Here is a 19,710-nt window from a genome sequence, read left to right on the forward strand (position 1 = left end):
AACGTAGCGGATGTATTGCTGCTATATTAACCGTTATCAATAATGACCGTGCTTTTTCTTAACAAGGGGCAATCCGACAGGCCAATGATACCGCTGTCTGTGTGGACGTATTGCGCAGTGCTGGTTCCGCGGGCGGTCAGATATTGGCATTGCAAGCCCAGGCCTGCTGCATTCTCCTTACTTCCAATCAAAATTCCGTAGCCGCTCAGTAATAAACCGATCCAAACCAGAGCTAACAACACAATAGCGCGGATTATCAGACGCATTACAACCTCTTATCTTTTCTCGTTATTATTAGATTAGCCTGTACATGGGATGAAACAAGTGAATCATTCCTAAAAAGATTGAATGCCGATACAGTTAACGCTGGGTTTAGGTAACGCATGATAATTTATAGGCATAAGATGTTGATTCGAAGAGTGGAGCTGGAGTGAAAAAAATTCGCTGGGTAGTGCTGATAGTTGTCGTGCTGGTATGCATACTGATGTGGGCGCAAGTGTTCAACATCATGTGCGATCAGGATGTACAATTTTTCAGCGGTATTTGTGCCATTAATAAATTTATTCCCTGGTAAGCGCATTTTTGCCACAGTTGATTACCTTCTTGTGCGGCAGTGGTAAACTACGCTGTCTACATTGAGGTGGTGAAATGAACGAAGTTTTGAATTCTGGCGCGTTGAGTTTGGCGTCTTTGGCTGTATCGGTGGTGATTCTGGTTGTCGGGCTTGTACTGTGGTTTTTCGTCAATAGGGCAAGTTCGCGTACTAATGAGCAGATTGAGTTGCTTGAAGCATTGTTAGATCAGCAAAAAAGACAGAACGCATTGCTCCGTCGCCTTTGCGAAGCTAACGAACCTGAAAAATCGGCAGAGCCTGCTGTGGTCACAGCGAAGGACGAAGATGATGACATCATCCGCCTGGTAGCTGAGCGGTAAAAACGGTATGACAGGGTGAGGATCTGTTGCTTACGTTCTCAGATGTTTCATCCTGTCGCCAACATGCCAGATTATTTTCTTCTGCATATGTCGTGTAATTAGCACTCTGATTCTCGTGTTAACTCAGTATTTTCAGATGCTCCAGCCAATTAATATCTTATCCCCGGTCTGATATAAATATAATTTCCCATACGATAAAAATATGATTATGTCATTTTTGTGATAGCGATCGTCTTATTAACAGCGAAACGTTTCTCTTACTTTTTTTGTGCATTGTCATCATTCTTTCATTATTTTGGTGCAAAAGCAGAAGGCAGATCTCATTTTTACGCTTGTGACATTTTATGCATTACTAAGCATAAAAAATGATATTCGGCACACCCTGTAACAGCTAATCTGGAACAACCGAAGCTATTGAGCTATGGTAGAAATGTCCCGGCTATGGTGCAAGCCTGGCGGGGGATGGGGCGAGCGGCGGGAATATAACACTACTCAGTGTGGCGCATAACTGTGCAGTTGCTGTTTGATGAACGACAGGATTTGTGCGACCGATCGAGACACGTTTAAAAATGGCTTGCCATTATTAACGTTGTATGTGATAACACGTTTTGGGTTAAACGAGGTACAGTTCTGTTTATGTGTGGCATTTTCAGTAAAGAAGTCCTGAGTAAACACGTTGACGTTGAATACCGCTTCTCTGCCGAACCTTATATTAGTGCCTCAAGCAGTAATGTCTCAGTTTTATCTATGTTATGCCTGCGGGCGAAGAAAATACTCTAAGGAATTTTGCAAATGGCAAAGATTAAAGGTCAAGTTAAGTGGTTCAACGAGTCTAAAGGTTTTGGTTTCATTACTCCGGCTGATGGCAGCAAAGACGTGTTCGTACACTTCTCCGCTATCCAGGGTAACGGCTTCAAAACTCTGGCTGAAGGCCAGAACGTTGAGTTCGAAATTCAGGACGGCCAGAAAGGTCCGGCTGCTGTTAACGTAACAGCTATCTGATCGACACCACTGATTTGAAGCGCATATGCGCAACCATCTCAGATATAAAGCCTCGCCTATGCGGGGCTTTTTAATTCAAAATACGTCTAAATATTTCTAAATGCCCTCCCATTAGCGCTTTGTTGCAAAGGCGTGATGTTCGTAGCATAGTTTTCCCCGCTTTCTTACGACATTTCTCGTTAAATCAGACACCTGAAAAACTATCTTGCTGGAGTTCAGGTGAAAAAGAAAAACGACGGCGACGCGCGCAATTTTACTCCCGTACGTTTTGCCCTGCTTTGTGTGGCAATATTATTGAGTCTGGGATTGCTGCTGGGTCGGGTTGCATGGCTGCAAATTGTCACGCCGACAAGTCTGGTGAAACAGGAAGACATGCGTTCATTACGTGAGGTAACTATTGCCTCGCCGCGCGGGATGATTACCGACAGAGAAGGGCGACCGCTGGCGGTAAGTGTTCCGGTTAACGCCGTATGGGCCGATCCTAAGACCATCATCAGCAAGGGAGGCGTGGGTTATAACGAACGGTGGCAGGCTCTGGCAAGGGCTCTGCATCTGTCACTGAGTACGCTGGCGGAACGCGTTAACAGTAATCCTGGCGGACGTTTTATTTACCTGGCACGACAAATTTCCCCTCAGCAGGCTGAGTGGGTCGATGATCTTAATCTCCCGGGCATTAACCTGCGCGAGGAATCCCGCCGGTTCTATCCTGCAGGCCACGTAGCGGCGAATCTCATAGGTTTTACCAACATTGATGGACAAGGCATTGAAGGGCTGGAAAAAAGCTTTAATAACCAGTTGATGGGTAAACCTGGCTCCCGTCTGGTACGTAAAGACAAATTTGGCCATGTAATCGAGAATATCACCGAAGTCACGCCTGTTCCTGCACACCAATTACAGCTCAGCATCGATGAGCGCCTGCAGACGGTCACCGAAGATGCGTTGGACAATGCCGTTACGTGGAATAAAGCGGAATCAGGAGCCGCAGTGCTGGTCAACATTGCTACCGGTGAAATACTGTCCATGGCGAGCTTTCCTGACTTCAACCCCAATAACCGTGAGGGCGCGGTACTGGATGATTTTCGTAACCGCGCAATAAGCGATACGTTTGAACCCGGTTCAACCGTTAAACCGCTGGTGATCATGACTGCACTCCAGCAGGGGATAGTACAACCGGACAGCGTGATTGATACCCATCCTTTTTACCTTGATGGACATCGCATTCGCGACGTCGGATTTTACCCGGAACTGTCGTTGACCGGAATTTTGCAGAAATCGAGCGATACCGGCGTGTCGCACCTTTCACTGGCTATGCCTGTTCAAAAGTTGCTGGATACCTATAAGAGCTTTGGTTTTGGCGATCCAACCGGACTGGGATTAACCGGTGAAAGTAGCGGTTTAATGCCTCAACGCCGCTACTGGAGCGATTTGGATCGCGCGACCTTTGCATTCGGCTATGGATTAATGGTAACGCCGCTGCAGTTAGCGCACGTATATGCAACCATTGGTAGTTTTGGTATCTATCGACCCCTTTCGATTACCCGTATTGACCCGCCGGTAATCGGTACCAGAGTGATGCCGGAGGCGCTGGTTCACCAGGTTGAACATATGATGGAAAGCGTCGCGTTACCCGGTGGTGGGGGAACTAAAGCCGCGGTCAGAGATTATCGCGTGGCGGTTAAAACAGGAACGGCAAAGAAAATTGGTGATGACGGTAAGTATGTCGATAAATACGTGGCCTACACGGCAGGCGTTGCGCCAGCGAGCGACCCGAAATTTGCACTGGTGGTCGTCATCAATAATCCGCAAAACGGTGCTTATTATGGTGGGGCTGTCTCTGCGCCTGTCTTCAGCCAGATAATGGGTGATGTCCTGCGTCTGGAGAACGTTAAACCGGATGGCATGCCTGCCGACTCTGATCATCTGCTGGTGATGCACGGCAGTAACGTATCCTCGCCGTCGCTGTAAGTTATTTTCCCTGGGCGCAATTCGCGTTACACTTGCGCCCTTAAGTCACCTGCCGGAGTTGTCATGTCGTTTTCCTGTCCTCTTTGCCACCAGCCTCTTACTCAAGCGAATAACAGTTTTGTCTGCCCCGGGCGGCACCAGTTTGACGTGGCGAAAGAAGGGTATGTCAACTTACTGCCGGTTCAGCATAAGAGGTCGCGCGATCCAGGTGATAGCGCTGAAATGATGCAAGCCAGACGGGCATTCCTTGATGCTGGGCACTATCAACCGTTGCGTGATGCGATTGTGAATGTGCTTAAAGAAAAGTCGAATTCAGAAGATGCAGCGATCCTGGATATTGGCTGTGGGGAAGGGTATTACACCCATGCGTTTGCCGACGCGCTGGCGGGCTGTACAACCTTTGGTCTTGACGTCTCCAAAGTGGCAATTAAAGCCGCAGCCAGACGCTATCCGCAGGTGACCTTTTGCGTTGCCTCCAGCCATCGTCTGCCGTTCGCAGACGAATCAATGGATGCCATCATCCGGATCTATGCGCCCTGTAAAGCGCAAGAGCTGGCTCGCGTGGTTAAACCGGGTGGATGGGTGATCACCGCCACGCCGGGACCGCGTCATTTAATGGAACTGAAAGGGCTGATTTATGATGAGGTGCGTTTGCATGCACCCCATACTGAGCAACTGGACGGTTTTGTTCTGCAACAGAGCATTGCTCTTGGATATCAGATGCAGCTTCAGGGCAGCGAGGCCGTTGCGTTACTGCAAATGACGCCGTTCGCCTGGCGGGCAAAGCCGGAAGTGTGGGAAACGTTAGCGGGGAAAACGACGTTTGACTGCCAGACCGACTTTAGTATTCATGTCTGGCAGCGTCTGAATTAACCGTGGAAGTGTGCCCAGAGGATCTGGGCACCGATACCAATCAGCACCACCCCACCCAAAATTTCAGCTCGTTTGCCCAGCATTGGGCCAATGAAACGACCAATCATCATGCCGAGCGTGGACATAATCAATGTGGCGCAGCCGATGGCCAGCGCTGTGGCAATAATGTTGACCTGCAGGAAAGCCAGACCCACCCCGACGGCCATTGCGTCGAGACTGGTGGCAATGGCGGTGGTAACCAGCAGCCAGAAACCGTGGCGGCGCTGCGGTTCTTCCTCTTCATCGCCGTTGTCGCGAAAACCTTCGATTATCATTCGTCCGCCTAAAAAAATCAGCAGAATGAAGGCGATCCAATGGTTCCACTCCAACACGAATTTGCTGGCCAGCATCCCCATGCCCCAGCCAATCAGTGGCGTAAGCGTTTCAACTGCGCCGAATATCAGTCCGGTGCGCAATGCTTCAGAAAATTTGGGTTTATGCAGGGTGGCGCCTTTGCCAATTGATGCGGCGAAAGCATCCATCGACATGCCGAAAGCGAGAAGAACGGTAGCGGTGAGATTCATAACAGCGTCCTGACCGGGGTATCCATAAAACACATCACTGCCCCCAGTAACCATGCATACAGGCTGGAATCACTGTAAATACAGCGCCATTCAAATATGCATTGCAGTTGATGTGCCTATGGTCTCGCCTGACTGAACCTGTAAGTTCAGTCCGTACGTGCCACGTTTTTCAACGAGTATGTTGACACGTACATTTCCGGAGTCTGGAAATCGGCTACTCCCCAACGACGGGCGCAACCTTAACATATTTTGAGAATATAAAACAAGAAACGCAGAAATAATATTTGACTTCTAGTTGAAAACGATTTTCATTTAGATTTATTTATAAATAAAACGTTAAAATAAATAACATTGAGGACAGTGAAATATAGCCTTGGCTATGTTTGCTTTTACACTGATATATAAAAACATAGTTCAGGCTATATTTATAAGCTATTGATTTGAAATTAATAGTTTATATATTCTCTCAAGATCGTCTATATTTCGTACGCGAATCAACAATCTTCGATGTTCTAATTGCATCACCAATACACCGTCTTCAGATAAATTCATCTCTTTAATGCGGTTATATTCAATCCAGACGTTGGCGAAGAAAAAACCTTTCTGCTTGAAGATGATTTTTGGCGTACGGATCCAGAACAGATACAAACCCATCAATACCAGTGCACATAATAACCATGTGGTAAATTGCGCGCCGTGGCTGGTGATGTTGTTGTAGATAAGAATAGCTACCAGGCCAAGGAAGATAACGCTGTCGACTCTGCTGCGGGGAAGCAGGGCGACAGTAAGCAGAGTAGGGCCATTACGGCGGGGCATGATGAACTGATCGTAAATGGCATACGCCAGCAGCGAAAAGATAAATAGAACCAGCACCAGGTCCGTGATAGTCATGAATCCTCAACCCTCTAAATAGAAAAACCGGGGGCAAGCCCCCGGTGACGTACAACAGTTTTACAGGCCGAGCAGTCCGACAGCGTAGCCCGCGATACCGATGACGAAGAAGCCAACGATGATCCACAGCGGATTCACTTTCTTACGCAGCAGCCACATACAGGCGAATGTCAGCAGCAGAGGAACCAGACCCGGCATCAGCTGGTCAAGGATAGTCTGCACAGTGGTAACACGAGTCTGACCATCCTGACCGGTGATAGTAGAAACCACCAGTGGAATGTTTACGTGCGTCCACTTGTTAACCAATGCCCCCATGACAAACAGGCCGAGGATTGACGCCCCCTCAGTCAGTTTCTGCAGGAAGCCGCCGCCCATATCTTTAACGATATCGACACCTTTACGGTAGCCATATGCCACACCGTAATAACGGGTTGCCAGACGAACCAGGTTAAACAGAACGAAGAACAGCAATGGCCCCAGCAGGCTGCCGCTCATCGCGATACCTGCGCCGAGCGCGGCGAATACTGGGCGAACGGTACCCCAGAAGATCGGGTCGCCGACGCCTGCCAGCGGACCCATCAGACCAACTTTGATACCGTTGATGGCACCATCGTCAATCTCTGCGCCGTTTGCACGCTGTTCTTCCATCGCCAGCGTAACGCCCAGTACTGGAGCCGCTACGTACGGATGGGTGTTAAAGAATTCCAGGTGACGCTTAATCGCTTGCTTACGTGCGTCGTTGTTTTCCGGGTACAAGCGGCGGATAGCCGGCACCATGGAGAAACAGAAACCCAGCGCCTGCATACGTTCGAAGTTCCATGAACCCTGAAACAGGTTAGAACGAATGAACACGCCACGAATGTCACTCGGAGTGAGTTTTTTCTCGGTGGTAGTTTTAGTCATATCAACCATTTCGCTCACCTGCTAGTCCAGTTCGTTATCGAGATCGTTATTGCCAGCCGCCGCAGCAGGTGCACCGGCTACGCGGTTATATTTCGGGCTCAGCTGAATGTAGAGGATCGCCATTACTGCGCCAATCACACCCAGAGCAACCAGGTTGAAGTTAGTAAATGCCGCGGTGACGAAGCCGAGGTAGAAGAATGGCATCAGGTAGCCTGCGCGCATCATGTTGATGACCATCGCATAACCAACCACCACGATCATACCGCCTGCGATGTTCAGACCGCCGGTCACGACTTCCGGAATGGCGTTAAGCATGCTCTGAACTTCACTGGTACCAACAGAAATCGCTACGATTACCGCTGGGATAGCGATACGCATAGCCTGCAGGAACAGAGAGGATACATGCAGCCAGGAGAGTGCCGTCAGGTTACCGTTTTCGGCCGCCTTATCCGCTGCGTGCTGGAATGCTACGGTGATAGTACGAACGATAATGGTCAGTACCTGGCCTGCGGCTGCCAGTGGGATAGCCAGCGCGATACCGGCACCAATGCTTTGGTGACCTGCGATAACCAGAACGGTAGAGATAATTGAGGCCAGTGCCGCATCTGGTGCAACCGCAGCACCGATGTTCATCCAGCCCAGGGCGATCATTTCCAGGGTACCACCGATGATAATACCGGTTTTCATGTCCCCGAGAACGGCACCAATCAGCGTACAGGCCACCAACGGACGGTGGAACTGAAATTCATCGAGTACCGATTCCATACCCGCGATACATGCGACGATGAACACCAGCACAATCTGAAGAGTGGTAATCTCCATTGTACTTCTCCTATTGCTATACAGACTTAAGTGTGAAAACTAAGTAAATGCCAGGGAATTATTTCACCTTGGCAATCAAATCCATCATTTTCAGTTTCTGATCGGTAGAAACCTTACGTGCCTCAAGCTCAATACCGCGTTCGTTGAGTTTCTTGAAGGCTTCGATGTCTTTGTCATCGACAGAAATTGCGTTGTTTACCTGCGTTTTACCCTGACGGAAAGCCATACCGCCAATGTTTACGGAGGTAATTTTCACACCACCTTCAACGATACGTTCTACGTCGGTTGGGTTGGTGAACAACAGCATCACACGCTCACCTGCATATTTAGGGTTGTTGTAGACGCGGATCATTTTCGCGACATCAACCACATGCGCCGTCACACCCGGAGGTGCTACCTGAGTCAGCAGCGTTTTACGCACGGTATCGGCGGCAACTTCATCACTGACGACGATAATGCGTGTTACGTTGGTTTCTTTGGTCCAGCGAGTTGCCACCTGACCATGGATTAAACGGTCATCAATACGCGCCAGGCCGATCTGCATATAATCGTTCGGACCCATCGGTTTGGCGGGAGCTGCTGCTTTGGGTGCTGCTACTGGGGCAGGAGCGGCTTTCTCAACCGGTTTGGCTTTCAGCGCTTTCACGCCTTCGCTACCGGTTTCAACGGCCAGTGCCACTAATTCATCAAAGCTCGGGTTGTCATCACGCGCCATGAAGGTTTCAACCAGCATGGGAATGTTCACACCGGCGATAACTTCGTAATGCTCTTTATCGACGACAATGCGGCTTGCAGCGTTAAACGGGCTGCCTCCCCATGTGTCAACGAGAAACAGCACGCCTTTACTGGTATCGAGTTTTGCCAACTGAGCGTTGTACTTTTCGATCAGCGTTTCGGCATTTTCGCCTGGAACGAAATCTATCCAGCCGACATTTTCCTGCTCGCCTAACAGCATTTCTGCCGTCTTAAGTAACTGCTCTGCAGCCCAACCATGTGTGCCTATTACAATAGCAATGGTCACTTGCTACCTCCTTTATTATCGTTAACACATCAACGTGAAGATGTATTTGAATCGTCGTCCGCAATCGAATCGATTCAGATAAGGGTTACAAAGAAAAACCTATGATTTTCGTGAATTATTTTAGATATCGAAAAAAATATTTTATGTGATGAAGATCCGTAATTTAACTTCCGATTAAAAGAAATTTCGAAGGGTAAAATATCTCCGAAACAACTTATTGCAAAGGAAGGTAAATCTTTGCTAAAAACCGCTTCTCTCTGTTATGTTTAGCATCTGTTTAATTACTCAGGAGTATAGGGCAGTAGCCCACCATATGGATCGTCACCGACGTCATTTCACCTTCAGGCCGTATCAAGCCTGTCAGATTGGCACTTTTTGCCACAAATTTTCTCTGCATATCGCTTTAACGCCTGAGATCCTCAGCGCGCAGTTTGGTCATTCCTTAAGCAGGAGCTTGTCATGGAATTATTAATGGACCCGCAGATTTGGGTGGGTTTGCTCACGCTTGTCGTTCTTGAAATTGTTCTGGGTATTGATAACCTGGTCTTCATTGCGATCCTGGCTGATAAGCTGCCGCCGAAACAGCGAGATAAAGCGCGTTTAATCGGTTTGTCACTGGCACTGATTATGCGTCTGGGCCTGTTGTCCGTGATTTCGTGGATGGTGACGCTGACAAAGCCGCTGTTCACGGTAATGGACTATGCGTTCTCGGGGCGCGATCTGATTATGCTGCTGGGGGGTATCTTCCTCTTGTTCAAGGCTACGACAGAGCTGCATGAGCGGCTGGAAAACCGTGAACATGATACCGGGCAGACGAAAGGGTATGCGAGCTTTTGGGTTGTCGTAACGCAGATTGTCATCCTCGATGCAGTGTTCTCGCTGGATGCTGTGATTACGGCGGTCGGTATGGTCAACCATCTGCCAGTGATGATGGCGGCAGTAGTGATTGCCATGGCCGTGATGCTGTTGGCCTCTAAGCCGTTGACCCGATTTGTGAACCAACACCCGACGGTGGTGGTGCTGTGTCTGAGCTTCCTGTTGATGATTGGTCTGAGTCTGGTTGCCGAAGGGTTTGGCTTCCACATTCCGAAAGGCTATCTGTATGCGGCGATTGGTTTCTCAATCATCATTGAGCTGTTTAACCAGATTGCCCGTCGTAACTTTATTCGTCACCAGTCGACGCTGCCATTGCGTGCTCGTACTGCCGATGCGATTCTCCGTCTGATGGGCGGTAAACGTCAGGCCAGCGTGCAGATGGAATCCGACAATCCGGTACCGGTTCCCGTCCCGGAAGGCGCATTTGTAGAAGAAGAACGCTATATGATCAACGGCGTCCTCTCTTTGGCGTCGCGTTCATTACGCGGCATTATGACGCCTCGTGGGGAGATCAGTTGGGTTGATGCAGACCTGAGCGTGGAGGAAATTCGCGAGCAGTTGCTTTCGTCACCTCATAGCCTGTTCCCGGTATGTCGTGGTGAACTGGATGAAATCATCGGTATCGTGCGTGCTAAAGAGCTGCTGGTGGCGCTGGAAGACGGTGTGGATGTGGCGGCGATTGCCTCTGCTTCTCCGGCTATTGTTGTTCCGGAAACGCTGGACCCGATCAATCTGTTAGGCGTTCTGCGTCGTGCCCGCGGTAGCTTCGTTATCGTCACAAACGAGTTTGGCGTAGTACAGGGTCTGGTCACGCCGCTGGATGTATTAGAAGCCATCGCCGGTGAATTCCCTGATGCCGATGAAACGCCTGAAATTATAGCTGATGCAGGCGGTTGGTTGGTCAAAGGCGGTACCGATCTGCATGCGTTGCAACAGGCGCTGGACGTGGATACGTTAGTGAATGAAGACGAAGACATCGCTACGGTGGCAGGTTTAGTCATTGCGGCTAACGGCCATATTCCTCGTGTAGGTGATGTTATCGAGGTCGCACCGCTGAGCATTACGATTGTCGAAGCGAATGACTATCGTGTGGATTTAGTTCGCATTGTTAAAGAACAACCCGCTCACGACGAAGACGAGTAACCGGGTTTAGCGAAACGGCATGACGGGCATACTGTGTCTCCCGTTATGCCGGGTGGGCGGCGGCGTGCTGCCCGCCAGCCATTTTGGAAAATCGCGCAGCGGCATTGGCTTGGCATACAGAAAACCTTGCAATAAATGTACGCCGTGTCGGCGCAAATGCTGAGCTTGCGCCTGTGTTTCAACGCCTTCCGCCACCAGTTCTATATTCAATTTTTTCCCCAAAGCGATAATGATGTCTGTGACGGTTGAGTTCACGGCGTCTGTTCCTATTGCCGAAGTAAATGATTTATCGATCTTCAGCACATCCGGGCGGAGCTTTTCCAGCCAGGAGAGCGAGCTATTGCCGGTACCGAAATCATCAATCGCCAGTTTTACGCCAAGCCGATTTAATTCGCGTACGACCCGATAATCCACATCCAGTAACGCATCGCGTTCGGTCAGTTCGATAACCAATTGCTGGATTGGGTGCTGGCTGAACCAGTACTGATTAAGATCTTTTAGCAACGTACCATTACGAAAATGGCTGGCGGCGACATTAATCCCAATATGAAACTGGCTGCTCATCGGGAAAACGTGTCGTTGCTGAATGGTTTCTGCGATGACATGGCGGGTAAGCGGTACAATCAGGTTGTGCTCCTCAGCGATGGGAATAAACACTTCCGGAGAGATCCAACCCTGGCGCGGGTTATTCCAGCGTAAAAGGATTTCCACGCCCATGCATTGCTGGGTTTGCGCATTAAGCAGCGGCTGGCAAAATAGTTCGAATTCCCGAGCAGCAAGGGCCAGATTAATCTCCCATGAGAAACTCATTCTGCTGGCGGTAGCCAGCCATGCCAGATAACCCACTAATAAACTTAGGATAACCGCCAGCGGCAGCTGTGTTGGCAGGTGTTTTACCGCCAACTCACTGGGACCGGGGCCGGTGACGCTAATGGTAAACGGAAAATGTTGAGATGAAAGCTGGTAGCGTTTTTCATCATTTAGCTTAGGCAGAGTATCGACAACACCTTGATCATACAGTAGATGCCGATTACCAACGGTTAAGCTGGCATCGGTGATCTGCGGCGGCTGGGGTTCAAGCAACATAGACGACAATAAGTCAATATTGACGATTTCCAGCACGCCATCTTCACCATCGGCAGAGGACGGATACCACTGAGTCAGAATCGGACTGCCTTTAATCAACGAATGGTCGGTAGACAGCAGCAGTTGCGGTTCCCTGCTGGGTAATTCGGGCTGCAGTTGACTAATGGGAACATTACGATAACCAAAAATGCTGGAGCAATAGAGGATCCCGCTTTGAATCAGATTAATAGAACGCACCGTTTGCAACCTTGCGGCATGTTTGCTTAAGGGTAAACGCGCCACTGAGCAGGGGAGGCCAATCAACGGCAGCAATACATCCCGTCCGGTCTGCAAGGGTAAAAGCACGTCATCCAGTTCTTCTACAGCATGGTTGGCAAAGGTGACGATATTTCGGTGATTTAAATTACGCTCCGAAATAAATCGGATAGTTAATGTGAGGATGAGCGTCAGTAGTGCACATACTGTGCAGACGATTAAGCGATTCCGGCGATAATTTTTAATGATCCGTTGTGCTGTTTGCATGCGGGCCGCCCGATAAGCCGTTGGTCACAGAAGCCAACAGCAACAGAGCAAGTGTAGTGGGGAAAATTACAGTAGACGAGGGAGAGGGGGCAAATTCGCCCATCCGTCGCAGATGGGCGAAAATTAAGTATTAGTCACATTGAACTTTGATCGCCAGGCCACCGCGTGACGTTTCGCGGTATTTGGCGTTCATGTCTTTACCCGTTTCGTACATAGTCTCAATGACTTTATCCAGCGAGACGCGCGGCGCGCTGGTACGGCGCATTGCCATACGCGCAGCGTTGATCGCCTTCACTGAAGCAATTGCGTTACGCTCAATGCACGGAACCTGTACCTGACCGGCAACCGGATCGCAGGTTAACCCGAGGTTATGTTCCATGCCGATTTCAGCAGCAACACACACCTGCTCCGGGCTTGCGCCTAACAGTTCAGCCAGACCCGCGGCAGCCATGGAGCAGGCTACGCCCACTTCACCCTGACAACCTACTTCTGCACCGGAGATAGAGGCGTTCATTTTGTACAACGCGCCAATCGCACCGGCCGCCAGGAAATAGCGGGTATAGATATCCGGGCTAACGGACTCAATGAAATGATCGTAATAGGCCAGTACCGCAGGCACGATACCGCAGGCACCGTTGGTTGGCGCTGTCACTACGCGACCGCCCGCGGCGTTTTCTTCGTTAACGGCCAACGCAAACATGTTCACCCAGTCGATCACGTTCATTGGATCGTTGGACAGCTTATCGCTGGAAACCAGCATACGACGCAGGGCTGAAGCACGGCGAGGAACGCGCAGCGGACCCGGCAACACACCTTCGGTGTTCATGCCACGATCGATACATGCCTGCATGGTTTGCCAGACGTGGCCAAAGTACTCTTCAATCTCTTTTTTACTGTGCAGCGCAAGTTCGTTCTGCATTGCCATGCCAGAGAGAGACAGGCCGGTGCTGTTACAATATTCCAGCATTTCAGTAGCGGATTTGAACGGATAAGGCACGCTGACCTCGCCCGAGGCATCCTGACCAAAATGTTCTTCATCAACGATGAATCCACCGCCGATTGAGTAGTAGGTTTTGCTATAAATGACGGTTTCGCCATTGTACGCATGGATCTGCATTCCGTTTTCATGCAGCGGCAGGTTGCCGTTGTGAAAACGCATCCCGTCATTCTGCGGGAAATCCACTTCGTGCTGACCCTGCGCAAGCAGCAGGCGTCCACGCGTTTCTACGTCGCGGATAAATCCTGGGATGCTATCAATATCCACGGTAGCAGGCTCATTGCCCGCCAGACCCATAATAATGGCGATATCGGTGTGGTGACCTTTACCCGTGAGCGACAGTGAACCATACACGTCGACGGCGACACGAGTAACGCTGTCCAGTAATCCTTTTTCGACCAGGTCATCGACGAACTGTTTACCCGCCTTCATAGGCCCTACGGTATGGGAAGATGAGGGACCAATCCCCACCTTAAACATGTCGAATAGACTAATCACGATAATACTCCTACAGGGCGACTGGGCTTTCCAGTAACGATGTTATAACTGCGCATAGTGTAAGAGGGAACGCGGCGATCGGCTTAACTATTCACATGAATTAAACTAATAGATAACCGCGGTTTTACTAATGTTGTGACCTGAGTTTCAAGTTGTCTATTGTGTGCGTAAAGATAAGTATAGTCAGGGCTTGACGCCAATTTGCAGCGCCAGCTCACGAATTATTCCGGCAGTCATTCCCCAGACGAAATATTGCTCATACCAGGAAAGCCATACGCGATGTGAATCGCCACGACGGTAAATATCCAACGGGTGGTAACGACCTAAATGCAGGGCCTGGGCCAGCGGCATTTCGAACACTGCGGAAACTTCATCTTCACTGGCGCGATACGGCAGATTAGGCGGGATAATGCCTACCACAGGGGTGACCTGGAAACCGGTCACGCTGTCGACAGGCGGCAGAACGCCAATCACTTCTACGCATGAAGGTGGGATCGCCACCTCCTCCTGCGCTTCGCGAAGGGCGGCGGCAATTAACGAGGCATCACTGCTATCCACCGCCCCACCGGGGAATGCGACCTGTCCGGCGTGCTTGCGCAGGTGAACGGAACGCTGGGTTAACAGCAACCCCGGCTGTGGGCGACGCACGACGGGGATCAGTACGGCGGCCTGGCGCTGGTTTAACGCGGCATGATTGACCTGCGGGCGCAGGAGTTGAAAGCGCGATAAAAAATCATCAAGCGTCAGGCTGCTGTATTCCACGTGTCAATTCTCCAGTTGGTGCAAAATGCGATTCACTTTATCAAATGTTTCCTGATATTCAGCGTCTTCCTGACTGTCTGCAACAATACCACCGCCTGCGGAGCAATAAATTTTTCCGTTTGTGGCTGTCAGCGTGCGAATGGTAATGCTGGTATCCATATTGCCGCAAAAGCTCAGATAACCAATGCTGCCGCACCAGGCGTTGCGTCTTTGCGGCTCAAGTTCGTCGATAATTTCCATCGCCCGCACTTTCGGCGCGCCGGTAATAGAGCCGCCGGGGAAGGCGGCGCGTAACAGATCGGTGGCGTATAATGACTCTGGCAGACGTGCGGTAATGGTGCTGACCAAATGATGAACGGCAGGGAACGGTTCGACGATAAACAGCTCCGGAACCTGTACCGAACCCGGTACGGCAACGCGGCCAATATCATTACGCATCAAATCGACGATCATTAGGTTTTCCGCACGATCCTTCGGCGAATTCGCCAGTCGCCGGGCCTGCTCACGATCGGCATCGGTATCTTCAAGCCTCGGTAGCGTGCCTTTAATCGGACGCGTCTGTATGTGCTGGTTTTCCAGCAGAATAAATCGTTCCGGCGAAAGGCTGAGGATTGCACCTTCCTCAAGACGAATAAATGCACTAAACGGGGCGCGGTTGGCGTGATTGAGTGTGACAAATGCCTGCCACTCATCGCCCTGGTAATGCGCCTGAAAACGCTGGGCAAGATTGACCTGGTAACAGTCTCCGCTGTGCAGATAATCCTGCACCTGGCGGAATTTTTCGCCGTACTGAGCACGGCTCATATTAGACTGCCACGCCGAAGTTAATGTAAACGGCTCACGCGTTGGCGGTTGTTGCGCGTCGAGCCATTTCAGGCGAGCCTCGACATCGGTATGGCTGAGCAGCGATACGGTCTGCAACTGGTGATCGACAATCAGTGCCCAGTCGTAAATGCCAACGGCCATATCCGGTAGCGTAATATCGCGCTCTGCAATAGTGGGCAGAGATTCGAAGCGTCGGCCAAGATCGTAGCCAAACAGACCTAACGCACCGCCCTGAAACGGCAGGTCGGGGTGATATTCGGGGTGAATCTTGTGTGCGATTAGTGCGGAATGTAATACCGTCATGGGATCATCAAGCGAGCGCGAGGTTGCGTGCCCGTCCTGCACTACGGTCTCTGTAGCTCGCGTAACAAGCGTGGTGACGGGATCCGCCACCAGAATATCAAAGCGGTTATGCGGATGGTCGGCTTGACCCGAATGCAGCAGCATCGCCCAGGGCAGATGGCTTAATGTCGAAAAATAGCGTTCAGCGGCGTCCTGACGCCAGGGTAATGTGATTACTGCGGGAGATAACGTCTTCATCAGTCCTGACTCGTTGCTACTCTACTGGCTAACTGCCCGGTAGCATGAAATAATTAGCGCAGACAATTTAGCAGGAGTTAACAATGTTTGCAGGTTTACCTTCACTCAGTCATGAGCAGCAGCAAAAAGCGGTAGAGCGTATTCAGGAGCTGATGTCGCAGGGGATGAGCAGCGGACAAGCCATTGCTCTTGTTGCTGAAGAGTTACGCGCCAGTCATACCGGCGAGCGGATTGTGGCGCGTTTTGAAGATGAAGACGAATAACGCCGCTTAAACTGCAGCGATAATCTTAATCTCAACTTTGTATTTCGGGTTCATCAACCCGGCCTGAACGGTACAACGTACCGGCGCGTGACCCGCAACAACCCACGCGTCCCAGGCTTTGTTCATGGCGGCAAAATCGTTTTTGTCTGCCAAAAACAGGGTGGCATCAAGAATACGTGACTTGTTGCTGCCTTGTTTTTCCAGCACCGCATCAATTTGCGCCAGCGTATTTGCCGTTTGCTCAAAAGCGTCTGCATCCAGATTTTCCGGCACGCCAGTGTAATACAGCGTGTTGTTGTGGATAACCACGTCGGACCAACGCGCTTCGGCATCAATGCGCACAATCGTCATAAATCATTCCTCATTTACGTGTTTTCAAATGGCTTTGGGTTGCGCCAAGACTGCCATAATGTTGTGCCCACGTCACCTCTTCAACTGGCGAAAGAGCTGCTGGCCTGACATAATCCCTGTTCAAATGAACAGGGGGCAGTGTGACGGACGATTTTGCAGCAGACGGTCAGTTGGCTAAAGCAATACCGGGTTTTAAACCGCGAGAACCACAGCGGCAGATGGCCATCGCCGTCAGTCATGCCATCGAAAAATCACAACCGTTGGTGGTAGAAGCCGGAACCGGGACGGGTAAAACCTATGCTTATCTTGCCCCAGCGCTGCGTGCCGGAAAGAAGGTCATTGTCTCCACGGGCTCGAAGGCGTTGCAGGATCAGCTATACAGCCGCGATCTCCCGACCGTCGCTAAGGCACTAAAGTTCACCGGTAAACTGGCGCTGCTGAAAGGGCGTTCAAACTATCTGTGCCTTGAACGTCTCGAACAGCAGGCGCTGGCGGGTGGTGACTTGCCGGTACAAACGTTAAGCGACGTCATCCTGCTGCGCTCCTGGTCAAATCAAACCCTTGATGGGGACATCAGCACCTGCGTCAGCGTGGCGGAGGACTCTCAGGCCTGGCCGTTGGTCACCAGCACTAATGACAACTGTCTGGGTAGCGACTGCCCGCTATATAAAGAGTGTTTTGTCGTGAAAGCGCGTAAAAAAGCGATGGATGCAGATGTCGTCGTGGTTAACCACCATCTGTTTCTCGCTGATATGGTGGTAAAAGAAAGCGGGTTTGGCGAATTGATCCCGGAAGCTGATGTAATGATCTTCGATGAAGCGCATCAGCTACCGGATATCGCCAGCCAGTACTTTGGTCAATCGCTCTCCAGTCGCCAACTGTTAGACCTGGCGAAAGACATCACCATTGCCTATCGCACCGAGCTGAAAGACACTCAGCAGTTGCAAAAGTGCGCCGATCGCCTTGCACAAAGCGCTCAGGACTTCCGCTTGCAACTTGGTGAGCCGGGCTATCGCGGAAACCTGCGGGAACTGCTGGCCGACCAGCGCGTACAGCGCGCGTTTTTGCTGCTCGATGACACGCTGGAGCTATGTTATGACGTGGCGAAGCTGTCTCTTGGGCGTTCGGCGTTGCTGGATGCCGCGTTTGAACGCGCCACACTTTACCGTGCGCGCCTGAAGCGTCTGAAAGAGATAAACCAGCCAGGCTTCAGCTACTGGTATGAATGCACCTCCCGCCATTTCACTCTCGCGCTGACGCCGCTCACTGTGGCGGATAAATTCAAAGAAGTGATGGAACAAAAGCCGGGCTGCTGGATTTTTACTTCCGCGACGCTGTCGGTAAACGATGACCTTCATCATTTTACCGCGAGGTTGGGGATTGAAGATGCCGAGTCGATGTTATTGCCGAGTCCATTTGATTACACGCGCCAGGCGCTGCTGTGCGTGCCGCGTAATCTCCCGCAAACCAACCAGCCGGGGGCTGCGCGTCAGTTAGCATCCATGCTGCGACCTATTATCGAAGCGAACAACGGTCGCTGCTTTATGCTGTGCACTTCGCACGCGATGATGCGCGATCTGGCGGAACAATTCCGCGCCACCATGACGCTTCCCGTTCTGCTGCAGGGCGAAACCAGTAAAGGGCAACTGTTACAGCAGTTTGTCAGCGCAGGTAATGCGCTACTGGTTGCCACCAGCAGCTTCTGGGAAGGCGTGGACGTGCGCGGTGATACGCTGTCGCTGGTGATAATCGACAAACTTCCGTTTACCTCGCCGGACGACCCGCTGTTAAAAGCCCGAATGGAGGATTGTCGACTGCGCGGCGGCGATCCGTTTGAAGACGTCCAGTTGCCGGATGCGGTAATCACCCTGAAGCAGGGGGTAGGGCGTCTGATACGTGATGCTGACGATCGCGGCGTGCTGGTGATTTGCGACAATCGTCTGGTTATGCGGCCATACGGCGCCACCTTCCTGGCGAGTCTTCCTCCTGCGCCGCGGACGCGTGACATAGCTCGCGCGGTTCGCTTTCTTGCCATACCAACGACTGAGTAATTTGTTACGGAGTGTGGTAAGATGCGCGCCAAATTTATTGATCTGATCACAAACACCCATGCGAATTCTGGCTATCGATACCGCCACAGAGGCGTGCTCTGTTGCCCTGTGGAATGACGGTACTATCAAGGCTCACTTTGAGCTTTGCCCACGAGAACACACCCAACGAATTTTACCGATGGTTCAGGAAATCCTGGCCGCTGCCGATCTCACGTTAACCGATATCGACGCCCTGGCGTTTGGTCGCGGTCCCGGCAGTTTCACCGGCGTACGTATCGGTATTGGCATTGCTCAGGGGCTGGCGTTAGGCGCAAACTTACCGATGATCGGCGTCTCCACCCTGGCGACCATGGCGCAGGGCGCCTGGCGTAAGTCGGGCGCGACTCGTGTACTGGCGGCGATTGATGCGCGAATGGGCGAAGTCTACTGGGCCGAATACCAGCGTGATGACAACGGCAACTGGCACGGTGAAGAAACCGAAGCGGTGTTAACCCCCGAGCAGGTACATGAGCGTTTACTGCAGCTTTCTGGCGAGTGGGTAACTGTTGGGACGGGATGGCCAGCCTGGCCTGAGCTTGGTAAAGACAGCGGTCTGACGTTCAGCGATGGTGACGTGCTGCTTCCTGCGGCTGAAGATATGCTGCCTGTCGCCACGCAAATGCTGGCTGCGGGTAAGACCGTAGCGGTCGAACACGCGGAACCGGTTTATTTACGTAACACCGTGGCGTGGAAGAAACTTCCCGGTAAAGAATGAATCTTAGTAGTACATCCCCGGTTAATTTTCATAGACGTCGGTGCACAGCATTGTGAACAGGCCGGGGCA

Annotated in this window: 22 protein-coding genes and 1 riboswitch; of the genes, 11 read left to right on the forward strand and 11 right to left on the reverse strand. The window is 51.2% G+C overall.

Annotation, left to right across the window (positions count from 1 at the left end):
• Positions 1-26 precede the first annotated feature (26 nt).
• On the reverse strand, positions 27-266 hold the full coding sequence (locus OGV57_RS20820) for a YobH family protein (RefSeq protein ID WP_003841988.1): 240 nt from the start codon (positions 264-266) through the stop codon (positions 27-29).
• A gap of 164 nt (positions 267-430) precedes the next feature.
• Here OGV57_RS20820 and mgrB point away from each other — a divergent pair, with 164 nt between their 5' ends.
• The 6 genes from mgrB to rlmA all read left to right on the forward strand — a co-directional run bounded on the left by mgrB (position 431) and on the right by rlmA (position 4,773).
• Entirely contained in the window at positions 431-574 is a 144-nt protein-coding gene (mgrB, locus tag OGV57_RS20825; protein WP_003034977.1) for a PhoP/PhoQ regulatory lipoprotein MgrB, read from the forward strand.
• Positions 575-648: 74 nt separating this feature from the next.
• The gene (locus OGV57_RS20830) at positions 649-933 is read left to right on the forward strand and encodes a YebO family protein (RefSeq protein WP_003034980.1); all 285 of its coding nucleotides are present in this window, start codon (positions 649-651) and stop codon (positions 931-933) included.
• A gap of 636 nt (positions 934-1,569) precedes the next feature.
• Entirely contained in the window at positions 1,570-1,713 is a 144-nt protein-coding gene (locus OGV57_RS20835; protein ID WP_003034983.1) for a DUF2627 domain-containing protein, read from the forward strand.
• Between the two features lie 12 nt (positions 1,714-1,725).
• Complete coding sequence (gene cspE, locus OGV57_RS20840; RefSeq protein ID WP_001062678.1) at positions 1,726-1,935, forward strand: transcription antiterminator/RNA stability regulator CspE; 210 nt, start codon at positions 1,726-1,728, stop codon at positions 1,933-1,935.
• 219 nt (positions 1,936-2,154) lie between these two features.
• On the forward strand, positions 2,155-3,900 hold the full coding sequence (ftsI2, locus tag OGV57_RS20845; protein ID WP_003021017.1) for a peptidoglycan DD-transpeptidase FtsI2/PBP3(PARA): 1,746 nt from the start codon (positions 2,155-2,157) through the stop codon (positions 3,898-3,900).
• Between the two features lie 63 nt (positions 3,901-3,963).
• Entirely contained in the window at positions 3,964-4,773 is an 810-nt protein-coding gene (gene rlmA / locus OGV57_RS20850) for a 23S rRNA (guanine(745)-N(1))-methyltransferase (protein WP_054528455.1), read from the forward strand.
• Here rlmA and mntP read toward each other — a convergent pair.
• From mntP to manX, 5 genes are all read right to left on the reverse strand, one after another.
• Positions 4,770-5,336, reverse strand: coding sequence for a manganese efflux pump MntP (gene mntP, locus OGV57_RS20855; protein ID WP_003021013.1), 567 nt, complete (start codon positions 5,334-5,336; stop codon positions 4,770-4,772). The genes rlmA and mntP overlap by 4 nt on opposite strands.
• A gap of 130 nt (positions 5,337-5,466) precedes the next feature.
• Positions 5,467-5,571: riboswitch (yybP-ykoY riboswitch) on the reverse strand.
• A 197-nt stretch (positions 5,572-5,768) separates the two neighbouring features.
• Positions 5,769-6,227: a DUF986 family protein gene (locus OGV57_RS20860; protein WP_003021010.1), complete on the reverse strand. Its 459-nt coding sequence runs from the start codon at positions 6,225-6,227 to the stop codon at positions 5,769-5,771.
• A 60-nt stretch (positions 6,228-6,287) separates the two neighbouring features.
• Positions 6,288-7,139, reverse strand: coding sequence for a PTS mannose transporter subunit IID (locus OGV57_RS20865; RefSeq protein ID WP_008322630.1), 852 nt, complete (start codon positions 7,137-7,139; stop codon positions 6,288-6,290).
• Positions 7,140-7,151: 12 nt separating this feature from the next.
• The gene (locus OGV57_RS20870; RefSeq protein ID WP_003021004.1) at positions 7,152-7,952 is read right to left on the reverse strand and encodes a PTS mannose/fructose/sorbose transporter subunit IIC; all 801 of its coding nucleotides are present in this window, start codon (positions 7,950-7,952) and stop codon (positions 7,152-7,154) included.
• 58 nt (positions 7,953-8,010) lie between these two features.
• Positions 8,011-8,973 carry a PTS mannose transporter subunit IIAB gene (gene manX, locus OGV57_RS20875; RefSeq protein ID WP_003841624.1) on the reverse strand — a complete coding sequence of 321 codons (963 nt, stop codon included), beginning with the start codon at positions 8,971-8,973 and terminating at the stop codon, positions 8,011-8,013.
• Positions 8,974-9,286: 313 nt separating this feature from the next.
• Here manX and OGV57_RS23855 point away from each other — a divergent pair, with 313 nt between their 5' ends.
• Together OGV57_RS23855 and yoaE are read left to right on the forward strand one after the other, a co-directional pair.
• Positions 9,287-9,445, forward strand: coding sequence for a protein YoaL (locus OGV57_RS23855; RefSeq protein WP_370766360.1), 159 nt, complete (start codon positions 9,287-9,289; stop codon positions 9,443-9,445).
• Positions 9,433-10,992, forward strand: coding sequence for a CNNM family cation transport protein YoaE (gene yoaE / locus OGV57_RS20880; protein WP_003844070.1), 1,560 nt, complete (start codon positions 9,433-9,435; stop codon positions 10,990-10,992). Before OGV57_RS23855 ends, yoaE begins: the two co-directional genes overlap by 13 nt.
• 6 nt (positions 10,993-10,998) lie before the next feature.
• Here the strand turns inward: yoaE and pdeD are convergent, their stop codons facing one another.
• The 4 genes from pdeD to pabB form a co-directional block, all read right to left on the reverse strand.
• Positions 10,999-12,600, reverse strand: coding sequence for a cyclic di-3',5'-guanosine monophosphate phosphodiesterase PdeD (gene pdeD, locus OGV57_RS20885; RefSeq protein WP_054528454.1), 1,602 nt, complete (start codon positions 12,598-12,600; stop codon positions 10,999-11,001).
• A 130-nt stretch (positions 12,601-12,730) separates the two neighbouring features.
• The gene (gene sdaA / locus OGV57_RS20890; protein WP_003020994.1) at positions 12,731-14,095 is read right to left on the reverse strand and encodes an L-serine ammonia-lyase; all 1,365 of its coding nucleotides are present in this window, start codon (positions 14,093-14,095) and stop codon (positions 12,731-12,733) included.
• Between the two features lie 183 nt (positions 14,096-14,278).
• Entirely contained in the window at positions 14,279-14,857 is a 579-nt protein-coding gene (locus OGV57_RS20895; protein ID WP_003020991.1) for a CoA pyrophosphatase, read from the reverse strand.
• Positions 14,858-14,860: 3 nt separating this feature from the next.
• A complete protein-coding gene (gene pabB, locus OGV57_RS20900) occupies positions 14,861-16,222 on the reverse strand; it encodes an aminodeoxychorismate synthase component 1 (RefSeq protein WP_054528453.1) in 1,362 nt (453 codons plus the stop codon).
• 83 nt (positions 16,223-16,305) lie between these two features.
• Between pabB and OGV57_RS20905 the strand changes: the two genes are divergently transcribed.
• The gene (locus OGV57_RS20905) at positions 16,306-16,485 is read left to right on the forward strand and encodes a YoaH family protein (RefSeq protein ID WP_003020986.1); all 180 of its coding nucleotides are present in this window, start codon (positions 16,306-16,308) and stop codon (positions 16,483-16,485) included.
• A gap of 6 nt (positions 16,486-16,491) precedes the next feature.
• Here the strand turns inward: OGV57_RS20905 and OGV57_RS20910 are convergent, their stop codons facing one another.
• Positions 16,492-16,836, reverse strand: coding sequence for a RidA family protein (locus OGV57_RS20910; protein ID WP_003020984.1), 345 nt, complete (start codon positions 16,834-16,836; stop codon positions 16,492-16,494).
• 140 nt (positions 16,837-16,976) lie between these two features.
• Between OGV57_RS20910 and yoaA the strand changes: the two genes are divergently transcribed.
• Together yoaA and tsaB are read left to right on the forward strand one after the other, a co-directional pair.
• A complete protein-coding gene (gene yoaA, locus OGV57_RS20915; protein WP_003020980.1) occupies positions 16,977-18,887 on the forward strand; it encodes a DNA repair helicase YoaA in 1,911 nt (636 codons plus the stop codon).
• Between the two features lie 58 nt (positions 18,888-18,945).
• On the forward strand, positions 18,946-19,641 hold the full coding sequence (tsaB, locus tag OGV57_RS20920) for a tRNA (adenosine(37)-N6)-threonylcarbamoyltransferase complex dimerization subunit type 1 TsaB (protein WP_054528452.1): 696 nt from the start codon (positions 18,946-18,948) through the stop codon (positions 19,639-19,641).
• Positions 19,642-19,710 lie beyond the last annotated feature (69 nt).

Origin of the sequence: Citrobacter sp. Cf087, from assembly GCF_030334285.1 — a bacterium.
Taxonomy (GTDB): domain Bacteria; phylum Pseudomonadota; class Gammaproteobacteria; order Enterobacterales; family Enterobacteriaceae; genus Citrobacter; species Citrobacter freundii.